Annotated in this window: 15 protein-coding genes and 1 pseudogene; 7 read left to right on the top strand and 9 right to left on the bottom strand. The window is 64.5% G+C overall.

Translation table 11 applies throughout. From position 1 onward, the window contains the following. Position 1: 1 nt before the first annotated feature. Entirely contained in the window at positions 2–535 is a 534-nt protein-coding gene (locus tag ACE10W_RS17070; RefSeq protein WP_028170984.1) for a PaaI family thioesterase, read from the bottom strand. 154 nt (positions 536–689) lie between these two features. Here ACE10W_RS17070 and ACE10W_RS17065 point away from each other — a divergent pair, with 154 nt between their 5' ends. The 3 genes from ACE10W_RS17065 (at position 690) to ACE10W_RS17055 (ending at position 4,371) form a co-directional block, all read left to right on the top strand. Then, positions 690–1,460, top strand: a complete 771-nt coding sequence (locus ACE10W_RS17065; RefSeq protein WP_304552801.1) for an enoyl-CoA hydratase — start codon at positions 690–692, stop codon at positions 1,458–1,460. 306 nt (positions 1,461–1,766) lie between these two features. Beyond that, positions 1,767–2,963 (top strand): acetyl-CoA C-acyltransferase, encoded by a 1,197-nt coding sequence (locus tag ACE10W_RS17060; RefSeq protein ID WP_304552799.1) that lies wholly within the window; start codon positions 1,767–1,769, stop codon positions 2,961–2,963. Positions 2,964–3,075: 112 nt separating this feature from the next. After that, positions 3,076–4,371, top strand: a complete 1,296-nt coding sequence (locus ACE10W_RS17055) for an MFS transporter (RefSeq protein ID WP_304552797.1) — start codon at positions 3,076–3,078, stop codon at positions 4,369–4,371. 6 nt (positions 4,372–4,377) lie between these two features. Here the strand turns inward: ACE10W_RS17055 and ACE10W_RS17050 are convergent, their stop codons facing one another. Both ACE10W_RS17050 and ACE10W_RS17045 read right to left on the bottom strand, forming a co-directional pair. Continuing rightward, entirely contained in the window at positions 4,378–5,745 is a 1,368-nt protein-coding gene (locus tag ACE10W_RS17050) for a carbohydrate porin (protein ID WP_304552795.1), read from the bottom strand. Positions 5,746–5,792: 47 nt separating this feature from the next. Continuing rightward, a complete protein-coding gene (locus ACE10W_RS17045) occupies positions 5,793–6,797 on the bottom strand; it encodes a transporter (RefSeq protein ID WP_304552794.1) in 1,005 nt (334 codons plus the stop codon). Positions 6,798–7,014: 217 nt separating this feature from the next. On the opposite strand from ACE10W_RS17045, the pseudogene ACE10W_RS17040 reads away from it, so the two are divergent. Beyond that, positions 7,015–7,338: pseudogene (locus ACE10W_RS17040) on the top strand (DUF3734 domain-containing protein); the annotation flags it as partial. Between the two features lie 193 nt (positions 7,339–7,531). On the opposite strand, the gene ACE10W_RS17035 reads toward ACE10W_RS17040, so the two are convergent. The 6 genes from ACE10W_RS17035 to ACE10W_RS17010 form a co-directional block, all read right to left on the bottom strand. Then, complete coding sequence (locus ACE10W_RS17035) at positions 7,532–8,077, bottom strand: hypothetical protein (protein ID WP_304552793.1); 546 nt, start codon at positions 8,075–8,077, stop codon at positions 7,532–7,534. A 306-nt stretch (positions 8,078–8,383) separates the two neighbouring features. Beyond that, entirely contained in the window at positions 8,384–9,043 is a 660-nt protein-coding gene (locus ACE10W_RS17030; protein WP_304552792.1) for a TadE/TadG family type IV pilus assembly protein, read from the bottom strand. A 3-nt stretch (positions 9,044–9,046) separates the two neighbouring features. Further along, positions 9,047–9,604, bottom strand: a complete 558-nt coding sequence (locus ACE10W_RS17025; protein ID WP_304552791.1) for a TadE/TadG family type IV pilus assembly protein — start codon at positions 9,602–9,604, stop codon at positions 9,047–9,049. A gap of 10 nt (positions 9,605–9,614) precedes the next feature. Beyond that, positions 9,615–11,024: a TadE/TadG family type IV pilus assembly protein gene (locus ACE10W_RS17020; RefSeq protein ID WP_304552790.1), complete on the bottom strand. Its 1,410-nt coding sequence runs from the start codon at positions 11,022–11,024 to the stop codon at positions 9,615–9,617. A gap of 411 nt (positions 11,025–11,435) precedes the next feature. Next, positions 11,436–12,995 (bottom strand): acyl-CoA carboxylase subunit beta, encoded by a 1,560-nt coding sequence (locus tag ACE10W_RS17015; protein WP_304552789.1) that lies wholly within the window; start codon positions 12,993–12,995, stop codon positions 11,436–11,438. Continuing rightward, the gene (locus ACE10W_RS17010; RefSeq protein ID WP_161535260.1) at positions 12,925–13,899 is read right to left on the bottom strand and encodes an IclR family transcriptional regulator; all 975 of its coding nucleotides are present in this window, start codon (positions 13,897–13,899) and stop codon (positions 12,925–12,927) included. The genes ACE10W_RS17015 and ACE10W_RS17010 overlap by 71 nt, the downstream gene beginning before the upstream one ends. Positions 13,900–13,993: 94 nt before the next feature. Here ACE10W_RS17010 and ACE10W_RS17005 point away from each other — a divergent pair, with 94 nt between their 5' ends. From ACE10W_RS17005 to ACE10W_RS16995, 3 genes are all read left to right on the top strand, one after another. Continuing rightward, positions 13,994–14,215, top strand: a complete 222-nt coding sequence (locus tag ACE10W_RS17005) for a biotin/lipoyl-containing protein (protein WP_011086715.1) — start codon at positions 13,994–13,996, stop codon at positions 14,213–14,215. Positions 14,216–14,529: 314 nt separating this feature from the next. Next, positions 14,530–15,696, top strand: coding sequence for a TAXI family TRAP transporter solute-binding subunit (locus ACE10W_RS17000; RefSeq protein WP_028170973.1), 1,167 nt, complete (start codon positions 14,530–14,532; stop codon positions 15,694–15,696). 36 nt (positions 15,697–15,732) lie between these two features. After that, positions 15,733–17,808: a TRAP transporter permease gene (locus ACE10W_RS16995; protein WP_370204395.1), complete on the top strand. Its 2,076-nt coding sequence runs from the start codon at positions 15,733–15,735 to the stop codon at positions 17,806–17,808. The last annotated feature ends 20 nt before the right edge of the window (positions 17,809–17,828 follow it).

Below are 17,828 nucleotides of genomic sequence, written 5' to 3'. Positions count from 1 at the left end.
TTCATGTTAAGATATTGCCAATCATGGAAAAGGTTGCAGTTGCATGGACTGCGAGCGCCCCCTTGCCGTCGCGGACGAACCCCTCGGTGTAGCTGGTCTGCCGTCCCAGCTTGATGATCTTGCCTTCGGCCGTGATCAGCCCGGACCGGACCGACAGCGGACGCAGGAACGTCATTTTCAGATCGAGGGTCACGGACGACTGCCCGGCCTCCAGCCGGGTCGAAATGGCGCATCCCATGGCGGTGTCGATCAGCGCCGCGGCCGTCGCGCCATGCAGGAGGCCGATGGTATTTTCGAGATCCTCGCGCGGCTCCAATTGCATCACGATCCGGCCCGGCTCGACCACCGCCATGGTGAAGCCGATCAGCTTTGCGAAGGGCGGCGGCGGCAGCCGGCCGTCGCGAATGCCCAGCATGGCGTCCATGCCCGACAGGCCCATCGCCGCTTTCGCGACCGGCGCAGGGACCTGCCAGTCCACCACACGCTCGCGCCGCTGCGTGGGCGAAAACAGGTCGAGTTGATCGATGTCGGTCATGGCAGCCTCTTTGTATGACATACATCATACTATGCCACGAACTTCGCGCTGGCAACTCCGTCTCCCCGGCCCGCTTGACAAGCAACGCGTTTCGGCCCGGAAGTGACCCCGACCGGTGCGCCCGCGCACGTCCAACAAACGTCGAGATCCCACGATGGAAATGCTCAACAACCACTGCGGCGTAACGCGCGATGCGCGCGGCGTCGTTCACGTCGCGATTTGCAACGCCGGCTCGCTCAACATCCTCGGCTCGCCCGTCACCGACGCGGCGCGCGAAGGCCTGCAACAGCTCGCCTCCGATCGCAGCATCCGCGTCGTGGTGCTGCGCGGCCAGAGCGAGAAGAGCATGATCGGCGGCGCCGACATCAAGGAGATGGCCAAGCTCGACCAGGCATCGGCCGAAGCCTTCATCAGCCGCCTGCGCGATCTCTGCGAGGCCGTGCGCCAGTTCCCGGCCCCCGTGATCGCGCGCATGCCCGGCTGGTGCCTCGGCGGCGGGCTCGAGGTGGCGGCCGCCTGCGACTTCCGCATCGCCGCGCATGATGCGCATTTCGGCATGCCGGAGGTCCGCGTCGGCATTCCCTCGGTGATCCACGCCGCGCTGCTGCCGCGCCTGATCGGCTGGGCCCGCGCGCGCTGGCTGGTGATGACGGCAGAGAACATCGACGCAGCCACGGCGCTCGCCTGGGGACTGGTCGACAAGGTGGCGCCCGAGGGCGGGCTGGATGCAGCCGTCGAGCACACGGTGAAGGCGCTGCTCGAATGCGGCCCCAAGGCGTTGCGGTCGCAAAAGGCGCTGCTGCGGCAATGGGAGGAACTGCCGCTGACGGAGTCGGTGAACCTCAGCGTCAAGGTGTTCGGCGAGTCGTTCCTGACCGACGAGCCAACGCGCCTGATGCAGGCGTTCGTGAACAGGAAGCGGTAGGCGCTGGACGGGGTGCTTCGTTCCGCATGACGCTGTCATCGCCCGCGAGGCGGGCGATCCAGTATTCCAGAGGCTGCGGTGATTGAGCCGAGAAGCCGCGGCGTTCTGGATGCCCTCGCCTTCGCGGGGCAGACATCGTCATTGGGGGAGCGCTTTCGTTCCTAGAGTCACAGCCCCTCCTCCGATCGCAGGAGGAAATCTCATGCGAACCACAAGATTTTCTCATCCCAGCCGCGGTTGCATTTTTTGCGCCGCATCATATGATGAGCATAATCTTACTCAACCGTCATCGCAGGGAGTCCCGTCATGGCCGAAGCCGCCGATCCCGTCGTCATCGTCTCCGCCGCCCGTACCCCGCTCGGCCGCTTCATGGGCGAATTGTCGCCGCTGGCCGCGCATAAGCTTGGATCGCATGTGATCGGCGCTGCGCTGGAGCGCGCCAAGCTCGCGCCTGAGAAGGTCGATGAGGTCTTCATGGGCTGCGTGCTGCCCGCAGGACAAGGCCAGGCCCCGGCACGCCAGGCTGCCCGCGCGTCCGGCCTGCCCGATGCAACCGGCGCCACCACGGTCAACAAGGTCTGCGGCTCCGGCATGAAGGCGACCATGCTGGCGCACGACATCATCCGCGCCGGCTCGGCCGAGATCGTCGTCTCCGGCGGCATGGAGAGCATGAGCAACGCGCCCTATCTCCTCGCCAAGGCACGCGGCGGCTATCGCGTCGGGCATGACCGCATCATCGACCACATGATGATGGACGGGCTGGAGGACGCCTACGAGACCGGCCGATCCATGGGCGATTTCGGCGAGGCCACGGCAGAGGCCTACCAGTTCACCCGCAAGGACCAGGACGCCTATGCGATGGAGACGCTCAGCCGCGCCCGCAGGGCGGTCGAGGGCGGCGCGTTCAAGGCCGAGATCGCGCCGATCACGCTGACCGAGAAGGCTGGCCCACGCGTCATCGCCAATGACGAGCATCCGCTGAAGGTCGATCCGGCCAAGATTCCCGGACTGAAGCCGGCGTTCCGCGCCAATGGCACGATCACGCCGGCCGCCTCCTCCGCCAATGCCGACGGTGCCGCCGCGCTGGTGCTGACGAAGCGGTCGCTGGCCGATCGCAACGGCCTTCCGGCGCTTGCCGTGATCAAGGGCCACGCCACCCACAGCCAGGAGCCGCAATGGTTCACCACGGCGCCGATCCCTGCGATCCGCAAGCTGCTCGACAAGATCGGCTGGAGCGCCGGTGACGTCGACCTGTTCGAGATCAACGAGGCTTTCGCCGTGGTGGCGATGGCGGCGCAGCGCGATCTCGGCATTCCCCGCGACAAGCTGAACATCAACGGCGGCGCCTGCGCGCTCGGCCATCCGATCGGCGCCACCGGCGCGCGGCTGATCGTGACGCTGCTGCATGCGCTCGAGGCGCAGAACCTCAAGCGCGGCGTCGCCGCGCTCTGCATCGGTGGCGGCGAAGCCACGGCCATCGCGGTGGAGCGGCTGCCGCACTAGTCGTTATGTCCGAAATTGAGGGAAGTCTGACATTTTAGACTTCCGACGAATATGCCAGATTATAACGATGACGCGTGTCCCGGGAGGGACCGCCAACCATGATTGAGGCCCAATGATCTCGAACTGGCTCGCGGCAAGGCTCAGCCGCCGCAATATCCACTACGGCTGGGTGATGGTCGGCGTGACCTTCCTGGCCGCGCTGATCAGCGCCGGCACGGTCGGTGCGCCCGGCGTGTTCATCGTTCCCCTGCAAAAGGAGTTCGGCTGGAGCACGGCGGAGATCTCTTCCGCGCTGTCGATCCGCTTCATCCTGTTCGGGCTGATGGCGCCATTCGCCGCCGCCCTGCTCAACCGCTACGGCCTGCGCAACGTCACGCTCACGGCGCAGCTGATCGTGGTCTCGGCGCTGGTCGCATCGCTTGGCATGACCGAGGTCTGGCAGCTCATAGCCCTGTGGGGCGTCGTGATCGGTATCGGCACCGGCATGACCGCGCTGGTGCTGGGAGCCACCATCGCCACGCGCTGGTTCGCGGCGCGACGCGGCCTCGTCGTCGGCATCATGACCGCGAGCGTCGCCACCGGTCAGCTCGTGTTCCTGCCGCTGCTCGCAAGCCTCACCGAACGCTTCGGCTGGCGACTGGCACTCGGCTTCGTCTGCATCATGCTCGGCGTTTCCGCACTCGCGGTCCTGCTCGCGATGCGCGACCGTCCGAGCGATCTGGGCCTGCGCCCGTTCGGCGACGAGGGCACCGAGCCCCTGCCCGCCCCGCCCGTCAACAATGGCTCGATCACGGCGGTGGCGCTCGGCACGCTGCGCGATGCCTCGAAGTCGAGCGCGTTCTGGATCCTGTTTGCGACCTTCTTCGTCTGCGGCGCCTCGACCAACGGCCTCGTCCAGGTCCACCTGATCCCGATGTGCCTCGATTTCGGCATCCCGCAGGTGCAGGCCGCAAGCCTGCTGGCTGCGATGGGTATTTTCGACTTCTTCGGCACCATCTTCTCGGGCTGGCTGTCGGACCGTTACGACAATCGCTGGCTGCTGTTCTGGTACTACGGCCTGCGCGGTCTCTCGCTGATCTTCCTGCCCTTCAGCGATTTCTCGTTCTACGGCCTGTCGATCTTCGCGATGTTCTACGGCCTCGACTGGATCGCCACCGTGCCGCCGACGGTGCGCCTCACCGCGCAGAAGTTCGGCCCCGAGCGCGCCAATCTGGTGTTCGGCTGGATCTTCGCCGGGCATCAGCTCGGCGCCGGCACCGCGGCCTTCGGAGCGGGCCTGTCGCGGACGCTGCTGCAGAGCTATCTGCCCGCCTTCTTCATCGCCGGCGCGCTCTGCGTGTTCGCCTCGTTGATCGTGCTGGCACTGTCGCGGCAGCCGAAGCCAAAGGCGCAACCCGCAATGGCGTAAGCCGCCCTAGTACCGGATCGTTGTGGTGACGCCGAAGACCGCGGCGTCACCGATCCGCGAAGTCCCGCTCGGATCGTTCGGATTGGGGATGCCGCCCGAGGGGCGGAACACGTACTGGAAATACGGCGCCACCAGCCAGCCCGGCTTGATATGCGCCTCGTAGATCATCTCGATCAGGGTCTCGTTGCTGCGCACCGGGCTCTGCACGCCGGTGAAGGACTGCGTATCGAGATCGAGCGCGCGGGCCGTGTTCGAAATCCGCATATAGGCCATCGCCACGCCGAAGCGGTCGAGCGGACGGCCTGGCGTGAAGCCGACGAAGCCGATGCCGCCGTCGAGATAGAGGTCGATCAGATTGCGATCCGGCGGGCTGTAGGCGATGCGGCCGAACGCGGTGACGCCCGGGATCGAAGCTGACGTGGTGTTGTCCTTCACCTCCGGCGGGCGGTAGAGCACCTGCTCGATCACCGCGAAGATGCCGTAGTTGCCGCGGAGCTTCGCCGGAACGCCGCTTCCGGAGGGATCGGCGATCGACAGGCCCTCCGCGGTAAACCGCTGGCTGTCGAACGAGCCATAGTGCTTCCAGGCGCCCGGCGTGAAATTGCCGGCGAGCGGGCGGCCCCCGATATCGATGTCGTAGTTGAAGCGGACCTGCCCGATCACCCAGGGCGGATCGTTGACGCGGAACGCGAGGCCGTGATGGTCGCGAATCTGCGGATCGGCATCGCCCGGCCCGGACGGATCGCCGTTGAACACTGCAGCATAGGCGGTGATCTGGTCCGTCAACGCGGCCTTGACGCGAATGCCGGGCACCGCGATCGGCGGGGCCGGGCCGCCGGCCGGAAGGTTGCTCGCCTTGATCGCCGGCCAGCCGAAGGTGCCGTTGATGAAGAGGTCGTCGGTCTGGCTGTCGAAGAACTCCACATCCGCGGCCTGCTGGCCGGCCCTGATGTTCAGCCTGTCGCCAAAGAAGCTCTGCTCGAAATAGGCGTTGTAGAGCCGCTGGTCCGGCAGCGCCTCGATCTCGCTGATGGTGGCGAGGTTCTGCACGTAGTTGCGCGAGAGCCCGCGGCCGTAGATCACGAAGGCGTTGGCGTAGAAGCGGCCGCCGCTCCAGCCGACGAGCTTGTCCAGATCGGCATCGACCGAGAGATCGAGGCGGCCGAAATGGATCGCGCCGCGCCCAACACCGCCGGACACATTGCCGATGTTGTCGGCGATGTAGGTGGCGCCGAAATTCAGGCCCTTGTTGGCGAGCCCGTCATGCCATTCGTTGGACCATTTTGGCGCCAGCCATTCCGCCGCGCTTTCGTCCTTGGCGCCGGCGCGCGCGCTCGTGCTCGCCAAGGTGCACGCCAGCGCAATTGCAGCCATGCTTCGCAGCAGAGAGCTATCGGCAATCGCGTTCACGGTTGGGTACGCTACTTGAAAATGCCCGTGCGCCGCATGAACAAATAGGCCGCGCCGACCGACGAGGCCATCAGCGCCGCCGCCCAGAGGAATCCGGTCTCGACGTCGGTGAGCGGCAGGCCCTTGGTGTTCATGCCGAAGATGCCGGTGATCAGCGTCGGCGGCAGCAGCAGCGTCGTCACGATGGAGAGCGTGTGGAGGTGGTGGTTGCTCTCCTCCTCGTTCTTGAAGCGCAGCTCCTCCTCGAGCAGCCGGCTGCGCTCGCGCAGCTCGACGATGTCGTGATCGAGACCATCGAGCCGCTGCGCCAGCTTGCCGGCGTGGATCCGCAAGCCCGGCGAGAGATGGTCCGTGTTCTTCTGGTCGAGCCGGTGAAACAGCACGCGCAGGCCGGTGAGCTGACGATGCAGCCTGACGCAGGTGCGGCGCAGCCGGCCGAGATTGCGGCGCATCTCCGGCTTGGCATCGTCGGCGAGGATGCGTTCCTCGATGCCGTCGATCTCCTGCCCGAGCTTGTCGGCCATCCGATCAAGCGTGTCGGCGACCTCGTCCAAGATCTTTTCCAGGAGATGGGCGACGTTGTCGACGCGGTAGCCGCCTTCGAGCACCCGGCGCGTCGCATCCGCCGAGCACAGCGCCTGATGGCGGCCGCTGACCAGCAGGTGCTCGGTCATGGCGAAGCGCAGGAACGCGGTCTCCTCCGTGGCGCTGTCGATGTCGCGCACGAGGTCGGAGAACACGCCGTAGACGCAGTGGTCGATGACATGGAGCTGCTGGAACGTGTCGTTGGACAGCAGCAGCTCGCGCGCAAGCGGCGGCAGCGTCGATGCCGCAATCCACGGCCGCGCCCGCGCATCGGTCAGGTTGAAATGCAGCCAGAGCCGGCCGTCATGGCTGAACTCGATCGGCAGCGCCTCGGCGCTGCCGTCGCTGTGCAGGCGGAACGCCCAGACCAGGCCCGGAATGGCAGGCTCAGCCCCCGATATCGCGCTGACAAGCTTTGCCGGCTCAGCCATGGTCGCCCCAACCGTCAACAAATGCCCCGTCTCCGGAAGATGGCTGACGGCATCGTCCGGATCCACGCGGGTACTCAATTACGCCTTTGTTACAGTTTGATGATGGCGCCGCCCTACTCCGCGGCCAGCCCCGTCGCGGCCGCCGCCTCGGCTTCCCTGATATAGTCGTGCACGACGCGGCCGAACGGCAACGTCAGATCGGCGATGTAGTGATGCGCGCCGCACGCACAATCTCAAGGTCCTGCTCTACAAGGCCCTGGCGAAGCTGCCGGAGGAACAACTGAGCGAGGAAGAGCGCAAGTTGAAAGCGAGCCTGTGCCACATACCCGAGATCGCGATCCTGCATCTGATCTACCAGCAGAAGGCCTATGAGGGCGACGCCAAGGACCACGAATTCTCGGGCACCTCGATGCGCGAGCACTGGCAGAGCGGCTTTGAGGACACCAAGCGCACGCTGAAGCGGCGCGACCGGATCAAGATGCCCGAGCAAGGCATGGGGCTGGTGGTGCACGACGTGCACCGGGAGACGGAGAGCGCGTAAGGGGCACTGGAGCGGGGGCGCAAACAAAAACCGCGAAAACAACCCCATGCACAGTAGCCGAGGCACGGCGGATCAATGACTTACGCGTCCGCAAGGCGATTTGACTCGTCGGGCAAGACACCGGCATGATGTGATCATGGCGGGATACACAAGTCGCCGATGCCCTGCCCGACATTGATGCAGGAAGCCTTGCTCAAAGCGTCGCGACGCGCGGGTTGACGACCGTATACCCCCGCAAGGAACGCGCGTGCATTCTTGTTGCGTGTCCGCCCGAGTTGGCGTCATACGCCATCCAGAGGTCTCCCCCGAGGTGCTGCTCCAGGACGAACACGTGGCCGCGTCGTGCCGCCACCATTCCCGGCGCTGGCGATGTACGCGGAAAACGTAGCCAGTTAGCCGCGAGATTCAATTCCGGCACCATACGACCAAACACGCGCAGGGCCGCGCCGCAACCGCAGAAGGACGACGGGCAACCGGCCGGTCGACCGCCGACGACCCGATCGCCAGGGGCATTCACCGCCGCAACGGCATTGCCAGCGGCGACCATTGTGAGTTGTCTTGAATGGGGCGTCTGTGACGAGTAACTGGAAACGCGCTCACGGCGCGTTTGCGACGACGAGAAGTCGCAGGGCATGATGACATTGCACTCGGGCGCGTGATCAATGCGGTAGGGTCGTGCTTCCGAAGCAATAGAGCTGACGGCAACAAAGAGACACGCAGAAAGAACTAGCTTGAACATCGCAGGACTCCAAATTGAAAGGTCCTGCCCCGGTCGACGAGCAACTGATAACAGTTTGGCTGAAATGGGCCTAAAGAGCGGCCGAAAATGGCTGCATTTGCGGGCGGCCCTCTTCAATCCCCATAAGCCACACGTTGCGACCGATATGATTAACCCGCAGAGTACGAACTCTTGCCTTGCCAGCACCAAGCGGTGGCCTCGCGCCAGATGCCACGTGCACCTATCGGACCGTTTGACACGTCGGACAGCGGCATCACGCCAGCATTGCCCGCCAGCATCCCGGTTAACCGGCGCCGCGTCGCGGCGCTAGCAGGACTTCTGCTGCAGATGCTGCACGCATGTGCACGTCGTCGACGTCGGGGTATACTTCACGTCGTAATATGGGAAGCTCGAGTTGGCCGGGCTGTTCGTCGAGCAGCGCGGGAACAGGTAATAGCTGTCGGTCAGCTTGACGGTGCCGGCGATCGTATAGCCGAGGTTGGGCGTGTAGTCATAGGACACCTCGCTCAGGATGAGCGAGATGTTGGCGTTGTTGGGATTGTTCGGATCGGTCGCGGTGAACTGGGACAAGGTCATCTGCTGCCCCACGGTTCTCCCCGCTCCCGAGGTCGACGTGCTCCATTGCACCGTCGCATTGCCTTTGCTGTCGGTCGAGACTCCCGAGACCGTGATCGTCATCAGGGAGGTGCTGCCGCTCTTGACGGGATAAGGCGCCATGATGGCGGTCGAGGCCGCAAGGATGCCGGACATCTGGGAGGGCGAGACCTGGGTGTTCTGCGAAACCATGTCCGCGACACTGTGCGCGGTCGCTGTGACCTTGACGTTCATGGCCAACCCGTTCCCGAGCTCCACGCCGCCGATATAGAGCAGCAGCATGAACGGGCTCACGATGGCGAACTCCGTCGCCGCAACGCCGCGAGCGTCGGTCCACAGGTCGCGTGCGCGAAACGACAGGCCGGCGATCATCAGTCAGCTCCCTGGCTCGTTCTGGAACGCGGCGGACGCCATGATCAGCCGGTTGCCGTTGGAAAGATTCGACAGATTGAAACCGAGTGGCCCGAGCATAACAGGCCAGACATACATCACCCGGAGAACGACGATATCGCCGGAGTTGCCGGGATTGAACTGCCAGGTGTTGGTGACCGCGCCCTTGCTGTCGAAGGTCAGGGAGGGCATGGCGGTGTTCGTGGAATTCCACGACGTGGCGACCTGCATGTCCACCATCATGCCGTTGCAGTTGAACAAGATCACGACCTGGTCGCAGACCTTCTGCTTGAATGCGGCCTGCGTCATCTGCGCGGACTGAACCTGTCCCGTCATGACCAGGCGCGCCGATTGACGCACCACGGATTCGAGCAATTCCTGCGCAAAGAAAACGATGAACGTCTGAATGAGCGCGATAATGAGGGCGAGGAACGGCGCGGCGACGAGCGCGAATTCGACGGCCGTGGCGCCCCTGCTGTCCCGCGCGAAAGCTGCGCAGCGACCGCCGCGCCTCTTTCTCGTTGTAGCCTTTGGACCAGTCATGGCGCTTTCCCTACTGCACGAGGCTGGCAGTGCTTGACGCGACCTTGATGAAGAGGTCCCTCAGGGCGTCGGAAATGTTCTGGCCATTTTGAACACTCTTGTAGAACCCCGGCGACGCGCAGGATTGCAGATTTTGTGCGATCTGGCCGGTTAGGGAACTCGGCTGGTCGTACTTGTCGATCCAGCTCATGTACCAGCCGTCCGTTTTCTGGATACCGGTGAGAGGATTGGCGATAAGTTGCAGATACTCGGTGTAGAGGACGGCGATCTTGATGCCCCGGTTCTTGATGGTCGTGCACATCGTCGTGTCGAGCGGCTGCTGGCATCGACTGTTGGAGGCGAAGGTCGCGTTGGGGCAGGTCGCGGAGATCTTGTCTTCGACGCCGTCGGTGATAAGGAACACCACTTCCTGCGGCGTATCTCCCGACGCGTTGGTGCCAAGCCCGGGAGTGGGCATGATGTCGTTGATGCTTTTGAGCGCGCCGGCGATATCCGTGCCGTTGTCGGTCTTGCAGTTGGTCGTCGGAACGACGCAGTTCTGGTAGGCGACCGGCATCAGCGAGATGTTGTTAACCTGGGCTCCGGCGAGGGTCGGGGTGGTCAGCTTGGCCAGTTCGTTCAAACTCAGGTCGAACGTATAGAGCGCCGCTTTGTAGGTGGTGTTGTTCAACGCCGACATGCACTGCATGACGCCGCCCGAAACGCCCGACTGCGGGCAGTTCGACCATGTATTGAGCAACTGGTTGACGGCATTCGTCACGAGATCGATCCGCAACGTGATATTGTTGGCGCGTGCGATCGCAAGGTTGTCCTTGGTCCCGCCGTCGTGCGCGATATTGGTTTGATGACAGGCGAAGCCGCAATTCTGCGAGGCCGCTGCTGTCTGGTACGCGGGGGCGGTCTTGTTGATGAGATTGCTGATGTCGCCCGCGGTCGCGCCGATCCCCATGGACGGCGAGTCATCCGTCAGCAGATAGAAATTCATGTTGGGCGCGCTCGACGCCCTCGCCGTCGCGGAACCGGCGACCTGCCAGGTCTGCTTGCCGAGAACGCCGGGGAAATTGTTCGTGGACTGCGCGGTGTAGGACACCGTGATGGTTCGCGCGAGACCGGAATCGACGATCGTGACCGTCGGTGTCGGGACCGCGGACAATCCGGGAAGATTCGCCTTCGCTGCGAAGACGGCTTCCGCGGTCGCCTTGACGACGGTGGTGTCGCTCTGCGTCAGCATCGCCGGCCTCACGGCCGCGATCGCGGCCGCGTCGGCAGCTGCGTTCAATTGCTCGCGCTTGCGCAGGGCCAGCGTATAGTCGAGCGCCATGCCCAGAAGAAAGATCGTGGGGACCATCATCAGCGCGAAGATGATGGCAACGTTGGCCTTCCGGTCTCTCGCGAAACGAAGCATTGCGCTGCGGAGCATGAGTTTCATCCTGGCTGCCGTCGCTACGGCAGCGGCCCTTCCCCTGAAATCGACGGAAACGACTGCCGGGTTTCGATCCCGGCGCTCGCCGTCACGGGCGGAATATGCGGAGGGCTCCCTTAATCAAGGCTTACGAGCAATCCACAACATGGGCTGCAACAGGTTGGATGTATCATATTGAGAAGGCATCATTAACGTCGGTTAAACGCGATCGCAGAGACCGGCGGGTAACCGGCAACGGGTGCTCGCCGCGCCTGTTGCGGCCTCACGACCGGCGCTATCAGGCACGGCCGCGCGCCGTCTCCAGGCAGCTCGCAAGCGGCGGAAAACCCGTCCCGCTCTTGGCAAGGGGGGCCTGTCGGTCCGATTCGGGACTTTCGCATGTCCCGCCTCTGTGACGCGCCGGGCCGCCTACGGCCTGATCGTCATGTTCGTCGGCGGTCCGGCTTTTCGCAGCGGCTCGGCCAGCCTTGCGAACTCGCAGAGCAACGATCTCGTCTTCCTGGGATCGATGATCTCCTCGACCCAGAACTTCTCGGCCGAACGGAACGGCGAGCGCAGCTTGTTCAGCCGCTCCTCGATCTCCCTCAGCTTCGCCGCCTTGTCCTCGGCCGCATCGATGTCGGCGCGGTAGGCCGCTTCGATGCCGCCCTCCAGCGGAAGCGAGCCCCAATAGGCCGACGGCCAAGCGTAGCGGATCGAGAAGCGGTCGGCCGGCTGATGCACCACGCCGGCGACGCCGAACGCGTTACGCAGGATCACGGTGCACCAGGGCACGGTGGTCTGGTTGACCGCGGCCATGACGCGGACGCCGTGGCGGATGGTCGCCGCCTTCTCGGCATCGAGCCCGATCATGAAGCCGGGGCAGTCCATGAGATAGACGATCGGCAGATGGAAGGTTTCGGCGAAATCTACCCAGCGCACCACCTTCTGGCACGCATCCGCCGTCCAGGAGCCGCCATAGTGAAAACTGTCGCTGGCAAGCAGCAGCACCGCCCTGCCCTCGAGCCGCGCGAGGCCGACGATGATTGGTTTGCCGAAATTCTTCGCGACCTCGAAGAACGAGCCCTTGTCGACAACGGACTCGATGATCGGCCGCATCTTGTAGACCTGCTTGCGGTTGCGCGGCACCGCGTTCATCAGCGCTTCCTCGGTACGCTCGGGATTGTCGGTGCAGGGCAAGGTCGGCGGCAGCTCGTAGACCGACGACGGCAGATAGGACAGGAAGCGCCGCGCGCAGGCGAACGCCTCTTCCTCGGTGTCGACGGCATGGTCAATCGCGCCGGCGCGGGTCTGGATGTCGGCGCCGCCGAGTTCCTCCTTCGAGAGGTCCTGTCCCAGCGCCTTCACCACAGGCGGCCCCGCGACGAACATCGCGGACTTCCGGGTCATGATGGAATAGTGGCTGGCGGCGAGGCGCGCGGCACCGAGCCCTGCAACCGAACCGAGGCCGAGCGCGACCACCGGCACCTGCGACAGGTTTTCCGTCGTGAAGCGATACCAGCGGGTGCCGCCGATGCCACCCGGCAGGTTCGCCGCGCCCTTGGTCTCGATGGTCTTGACCGAGCCGCCGCCGCCGGAGCCTTCGATGATGCGGACGATGGGCAGACGGAAGTCGTGCGCCATCTCCTCCGCCATCAGCGGTTTCGCGGAGATCGATGCATCCGCCGAGCCGCCGCGCACGGTGAAATCGTCGCCGACCACGACCACCGTGCGGCCGCCCACGCGCGCGCGGCCGAACACGCAGTTCGCCGGCGTCAACTTCTGCAACTCGCCGCTGGAATCGTACTCACCGATGCCGGAGACGGCACCGATCTCGTGAAAGCTGCCTTTGTCGATCAGCTTGTCGATGCGCTCCCGAACAGTCAGCCGGCCCTGGTCATGCTGTCGCTTGACCTTGTCAACGCCGCCCATCTCCCGCGCGAAGGCTTCGCGCCGGGCGAGCTCGTCGAGTTCCGGCTTCCAGGTCATTCACTCCCTCCGAATTGATCGGCTTGTTATTGTTGTGCACGGCCATTGCGACCGGTTTGCGCGGGATACGGTTGTTGAAGACGTCGCCTTCCGCACCCTCGAGCAGGCTGCCCAGCGATCGGCCCAGCGCGAGCATCAGCGGCGCGACTTCCGCATGCAGACGCTGCTCGTCGTACATCGCAGACAGAAGGCCGATCGTGATGACGACGAAGGTCTGGTACTGCGGCGACCAGATCGGCACCGCGAGGCCGTTGATGTGCGGGCTCCAGAGGCCGCAGGCCGTGACATAGCCGCGCTCGCGCAGCGATTGCCGGTTGGCTTCGATGCGAGGCTTCAGGATCTTGGCCGCCTCGGGAGCTTCGCGCTCCATGTCCGCAATGAAGGCATCGCCGACCTCGGGCGCCAGCGCCGCGGTGTAGGCTGCGCCCGCAGCGGTCGAGGCCATCGAGATGCGGCTGCCGGTGCCTTCATGCAGGCCGAGCGCAGTCGCGGATCGCGCGAACTGGAGATAGACGAGATGGAAGCGATCGGGGACCACGAAGCCGACCGTCCCCGGCAGTTGCTCAGCGACCTCTTGCAAGCGTTGCCGGATCATGCTGCGCAGCTGCGCGCCCTTCATCATCGATGCGCTCATCGCCACCGCGCTCGGGCCGATGCGATATTTCTGGTCGCGCGGCAGATAGACGAGCTGGCCCATGCGCGTCAGCGTGTGCGTGAGCCGCGACACGGTCGAGCGCGGCAGTCCGCAGCGATTTGAAATCTCGAGATTGCCGAGCCGCGCCTCGTGGCCCTCGAAGCATCGCAACACATCGAACGCGCGCGACACCACCTGGATGACATCACCCTCACCGGCTTCGCCAGCGAGCGCACCTTGCCTACTCAACCGCTCCGAACGTCGTCCCATGTTCCCTACCATCTGTTCCGCTGTGCGGAATTAAATTCCACTTGCAGACGACGCTACCTCAGGCATTTTGCGACGACAACAAAAAGGCGATGGCATGCCAGAAATTAAGATCGTCACGGAGGTCGCTGGACGCATCTGCGCAACTCCCGTGCAAGTTGGAGGAACCGTTGCGGATGGTGACGACGTTGTGGTGGTCGAGGCGATGAAGATGGAGATCCCGGTACCCTCGCCTGCTTCTGGCACGATCACATCGCTTCTCGTCAAACTCGACGACGTCGTCGCCGAGGGACAGGCCATCGCGATCGTCGCGAGCTGAAGCGCATGCGCATCGCCTGACGTGGTTGCGCAATCTTTTTGTGGCCAGCCTTCGAGACGCCTGCTTTTGGGAGGCTCATCGGGATGAGGCTGGTTTTCGCAGCAAATCACACATCCTCATGGTGAGGAGCGCCGCTCACGGCGCGTCTCGAACCATGGCCGAGCGATGCGCTATCGCCGTCAGTGGTCCGCGACAATCTGTCAGACCTCCGCTTCACCTCCGCGGTACGACGTTGCCATCGCCTGATACGGATGACATGATCTTTTCAAGCAAGAAGGTCTTCGCGAACCAAGCGAGGATGTTGGGAGGAAAACATGCTTCGTGGGCTGCTCGTGCTCGCGCCTGCCTTGGTTGCGGGCATTTCTTTTGCGTCTACACGCTATGCGTCGGCCGAAGACATCAAGCTGCCGCCGACATTGACGTTCACCGCCTATGACACCGGCACTGCCGGCTTCAACATCGCGGTCGGCGTCGGCAAGATGATGAAGGACAAGTACAGCACCGACGTGCGCGTGCTCCCCGCAGGCAACGACGTCGCGCGGCTGGCGCCGCTGCGCGCCAAGCGTGCCGCGGCGGCGGCGATGGGATCGGGCACCTATTTCGCGCAAGAAGGCGTGTTCGAGTTCGGCAGCAAAGAATGGGGGCCGCAGTCGCTTCAGATCCTGCTCTCGAGCGTCGATTGCAATTGCGGTTCGCTTGGCGTCGCAGCCGATACCGGCGTGAAAGATCTGAAAGACCTGAAAGGCAAGCGCGTCGGATTCGTCGTGGGCTCGCCCGCGCTGAACCAGAACTCGCTCGCGGTGCTCGCCTTCGCCGGGTTGACGCAGAAGGACGTCAAGGTCGTCGAGTTCGCCAGCTACGGCGCGATGTGGAAGGGCCTGATCAACAACGACACTGACGCGGCCTTCGGCACCACCATCACCGGCCCGGCCAAGGAAGCCGAGACCTCGCCGCGCGGCCTGATCTGGCCGCCGCTGCCGGCCAAGGACAAGGAGGGCTGGGCGCGGATGCAGAAGGTCGGCTCGTTCTTCTTCCCGCAAGTCGCGACCTGCGGCGCCGGCATCTCGCCGGACAAGCCGATCGAGCTCGGCAACTATCCCTACCCGATCTTCGTGACCTACGCCTCGCAAGCACCCGACCAGGTCTACGCGATCACCAAGGCGATGATCGTGAACTACGACGCCTACAAGGACTCCGCGCCCGGGGCCGGCGGTCTCGCCGCCGAACGCCAGACCAGGAACTGGGTGGTGCCGGTGCATCCCGGCGCGGTGAAGGCGCTGAAGGAGGCCGGGCAATGGAGCGATGCGCAGGACGCGCACAACAACAAGCTGATCAAGCGGCAGGAGGTGCTCGCGGCCGCCTGGGCGGACTACGGCAAGTCCAGTCCGCCGTCCGACGACAAGGCGTTCCTCGACGGCTGGATGAAGGCGCGCGCCACTGCGCTTGCGAAAGCCGACATGCCGAACGGGTTCGAGGACTAATCCACAGCGGTTAACTGCCTACGATCGGGGTCGATCATGTCGTCTGCTTCAGTTTCCACGGCCCCCAAGGACGAGGCCAAGCGGGTCGTGTTCGACGATCCGCACGGCGCCGCCGGCAACATGCAGGAGGCCGAGGTGACGCGCGTGCGCGCGTTGCGCGGCGCCTGGCGCTGGACGCTGGTTACTGCGACCGCGGCGACCATCCTGCTCTGCATCAACCAGCAGTTCTCGCTGCGCTTCTTCATCGGCTACACCCAGCTCAACACGGAGTATTTCTATCTCCTGATCGCCTTGATGCTGCCCTTCACCTTCCTGATCTTCCCGGGAACCGAGCGCGCGCCGCTCGACCGCATTCCCTGGTACGACCTCGTCTTCTTCGTCGTGACCTTCGCGGCCGCGCTGCTGTTGATGTCGAACGTGCGCAAGGCGGCGGAGGCCGGGTGGGAATTCGGCGGCGCGCCGAGCAGCGTGATCGCCGCGGGCCTCGTGATGTGGGTGATGCTGATGGAGGCGCTGCGCCGCACCGGCGGCTGGAGCCTGCTGCTCAGCGTGTTTCCCTTCACCGTCTATCCGCTGTTCGCCGAATCCGGCTGGTTAGGTCCGTTCCGCGGCACGCAATCGACGCTGGAGCAGGCCACCGCCTATCACGTGCTGTCGGGCGAGAGCCTGCTCGGCATTCCCATCCAGGCCTTTGCCGACACCGTGATCGGCTTCCTCGTGTTCGGCACCGCGCTGATGATGACGGGGGCCGGCAAATTCTTCATCAACCTCGCCTTCGCGCTGTGCGGCACGTTCCGCGGCGGCGCGGCGAAGGTCTGCATCTTTGCCAGCGGCCTGCTCGGCATGATGTCGGGCTCGATCATCTCCAACGTGCTCACCGCGGGCACCATGACCATCCCCGTGATGAAGAAGAGCGGCTTTCGCGCCTCCTATGCCGGCGCGATCGAGGCCTGCGCCTCCACGGGCGCGGTGCTGGCGCCGCCGGTGATGGGCGCGACCGCCTTCGTGATCGCGCAGTTCCTCAATGTCAGCTACGCCGACGTCGCGGTCGCCGCGATCATTCCTGCCGCGCTCTATTATGTCGGCCTGTTCATGCAGGTCGACGCCTACGCGGCGCGCCACGGGCTGAAGGGCATTCCGCGCGCCGAGCTGCCGCGGATCATGGATACGATCAAGGACGGCTGGTACTACGTCTTCGTCATCGCGCTCCTGATCGTGATGCTGCTCTACTTCAAGCGCGAGAGCCACGCGCCGTTCTACGCCACCGCGCTGCTACTCGTGCTCAACCAGCTGTTCTCCAAGGACACGCGCTGGACGCTCGCAACGATCGGCAAATTCCTCGAGGTCAACGGCCGTACTTTCGTCGAGCTGGTCGGCATCCTCGCCGGCTGCGGCCTCCTGATCGGCGCATTCTCGATGACCGGCGTGGTGTCGAGCCTCGCCAACGACCTGCTGCATATTGCCGGCGACAATCCCTTCCTGCTGCTCGGCATGTGCGCCCTCACCAGCCTCATTCTCGGCCTCGGGCTGACGACGACGGCCTGCTACATCTTCCTCGCCATCCTGGTCGCGCCGGCGCTGGAGAAGCTCGGGCTGAACAGGATGGCGGTGCACATGTTCATCTTCTACTGGGGCATGCTGTCGTCGATCACGCCGCCGGTTGCGATAGCCTCTTTCGCCGCCGCGGGCATCGCCGGCTCGCCCGCGATGAAGACGGGCTGGGAATCGATGTGGGTCGGCAGCATCATCTATTTCATCCCGTTCTTCTTCGTGCTCAATCCGGCGCTGGTGCTGCAGGGGTCGAGCCCCTATCTCGCCGGCCTCGGCCTGATGGCGCTGGCCGCGTTCGGCACGCTGTTCATCTGCGGCGGCATCCAGGGCTACCAGCCCTTCGTCGGCGACCTCCGCGGCGCAGGCGCGCTGGAATGGCCGATCCGCGTGCTGCTGGTGATCGGCGGATTCGTGGTGGCGACCCCCGGCGGCGGAATCATGCCGCTGTCGCAGATGCAGGTCACCATGCTGGGCCTTGCGATCCTCGCGCCAACGATTTTGATCGCGCTGCTGTTGATCCGACGGCAAGGGCCGATACCGGACGGGTTGCGCGTGCCCTGATTGCGTTGCACAAGGAGGCG

Origin of the sequence: Bradyrhizobium sp. B025 (assembly GCF_042257955.1) — a bacterium.
Lineage (GTDB): Bacteria > Pseudomonadota > Alphaproteobacteria > Rhizobiales > Xanthobacteraceae > Bradyrhizobium > Bradyrhizobium diazoefficiens.
Note: the sequence above shows the minus strand (reverse complement) of the source record. Positions and strands in the feature narration are given on the sequence as shown.

Bases quoted from the DNA above. Each gene is read 5' to 3' on its own strand.
- ACE10W_RS17070 (WP_028170984.1), bottom strand. From the start codon at position 535: ATGACCGACATCGATCAACTCGACCTGTTTTCGCCCACGCAGCGGCGC.
- ACE10W_RS16995 (WP_370204395.1), top strand. From the start codon at position 15,733: ATGTCGTCTGCTTCAGTTTCCACGGCCCCCAAGGACGAGGCCAAGCGG.
- ACE10W_RS17055 (WP_304552797.1), top strand. From the start codon at position 3,076: ATGATCTCGAACTGGCTCGCGGCAAGGCTCAGCCGCCGCAATATCCAC.
- ACE10W_RS17000 (WP_028170973.1), top strand. From the start codon at position 14,530: ATGCTTCGTGGGCTGCTCGTGCTCGCGCCTGCCTTGGTTGCGGGCATT.
- ACE10W_RS17035 (WP_304552793.1), bottom strand. From the start codon at position 8,077: ATGTTCAAGCTAGTTCTTTCTGCGTGTCTCTTTGTTGCCGTCAGCTCT.
- ACE10W_RS17030 (WP_304552792.1), bottom strand. From the start codon at position 9,043: ATGATCGCCGGCCTGTCGTTTCGCGCACGCGACCTGTGGACCGACGCT.
- ACE10W_RS17005 (WP_011086715.1), top strand. From the start codon at position 13,994: ATGCCAGAAATTAAGATCGTCACGGAGGTCGCTGGACGCATCTGCGCA.
- ACE10W_RS17045 (WP_304552794.1), bottom strand. From the start codon at position 6,797: ATGGCTGAGCCGGCAAAGCTTGTCAGCGCGATATCGGGGGCTGAGCCT.
- ACE10W_RS17065 (WP_304552801.1), top strand. From the start codon at position 690: ATGGAAATGCTCAACAACCACTGCGGCGTAACGCGCGATGCGCGCGGC.
- ACE10W_RS17060 (WP_304552799.1), top strand. From the start codon at position 1,767: ATGGCCGAAGCCGCCGATCCCGTCGTCATCGTCTCCGCCGCCCGTACC.
- ACE10W_RS17020 (WP_304552790.1), bottom strand. From the start codon at position 11,024: ATGCTCCGCAGCGCAATGCTTCGTTTCGCGAGAGACCGGAAGGCCAAC.
- ACE10W_RS17025 (WP_304552791.1), bottom strand. From the start codon at position 9,604: ATGACTGGTCCAAAGGCTACAACGAGAAAGAGGCGCGGCGGTCGCTGC.
- ACE10W_RS17015 (WP_304552789.1), bottom strand. From the start codon at position 12,995: ATGACCTGGAAGCCGGAACTCGACGAGCTCGCCCGGCGCGAAGCCTTC.
- ACE10W_RS17050 (WP_304552795.1), bottom strand. From the start codon at position 5,745: ATGGCTGCAATTGCGCTGGCGTGCACCTTGGCGAGCACGAGCGCGCGC.
- ACE10W_RS17010 (WP_161535260.1), bottom strand. From the start codon at position 13,899: ATGGGACGACGTTCGGAGCGGTTGAGTAGGCAAGGTGCGCTCGCTGGC.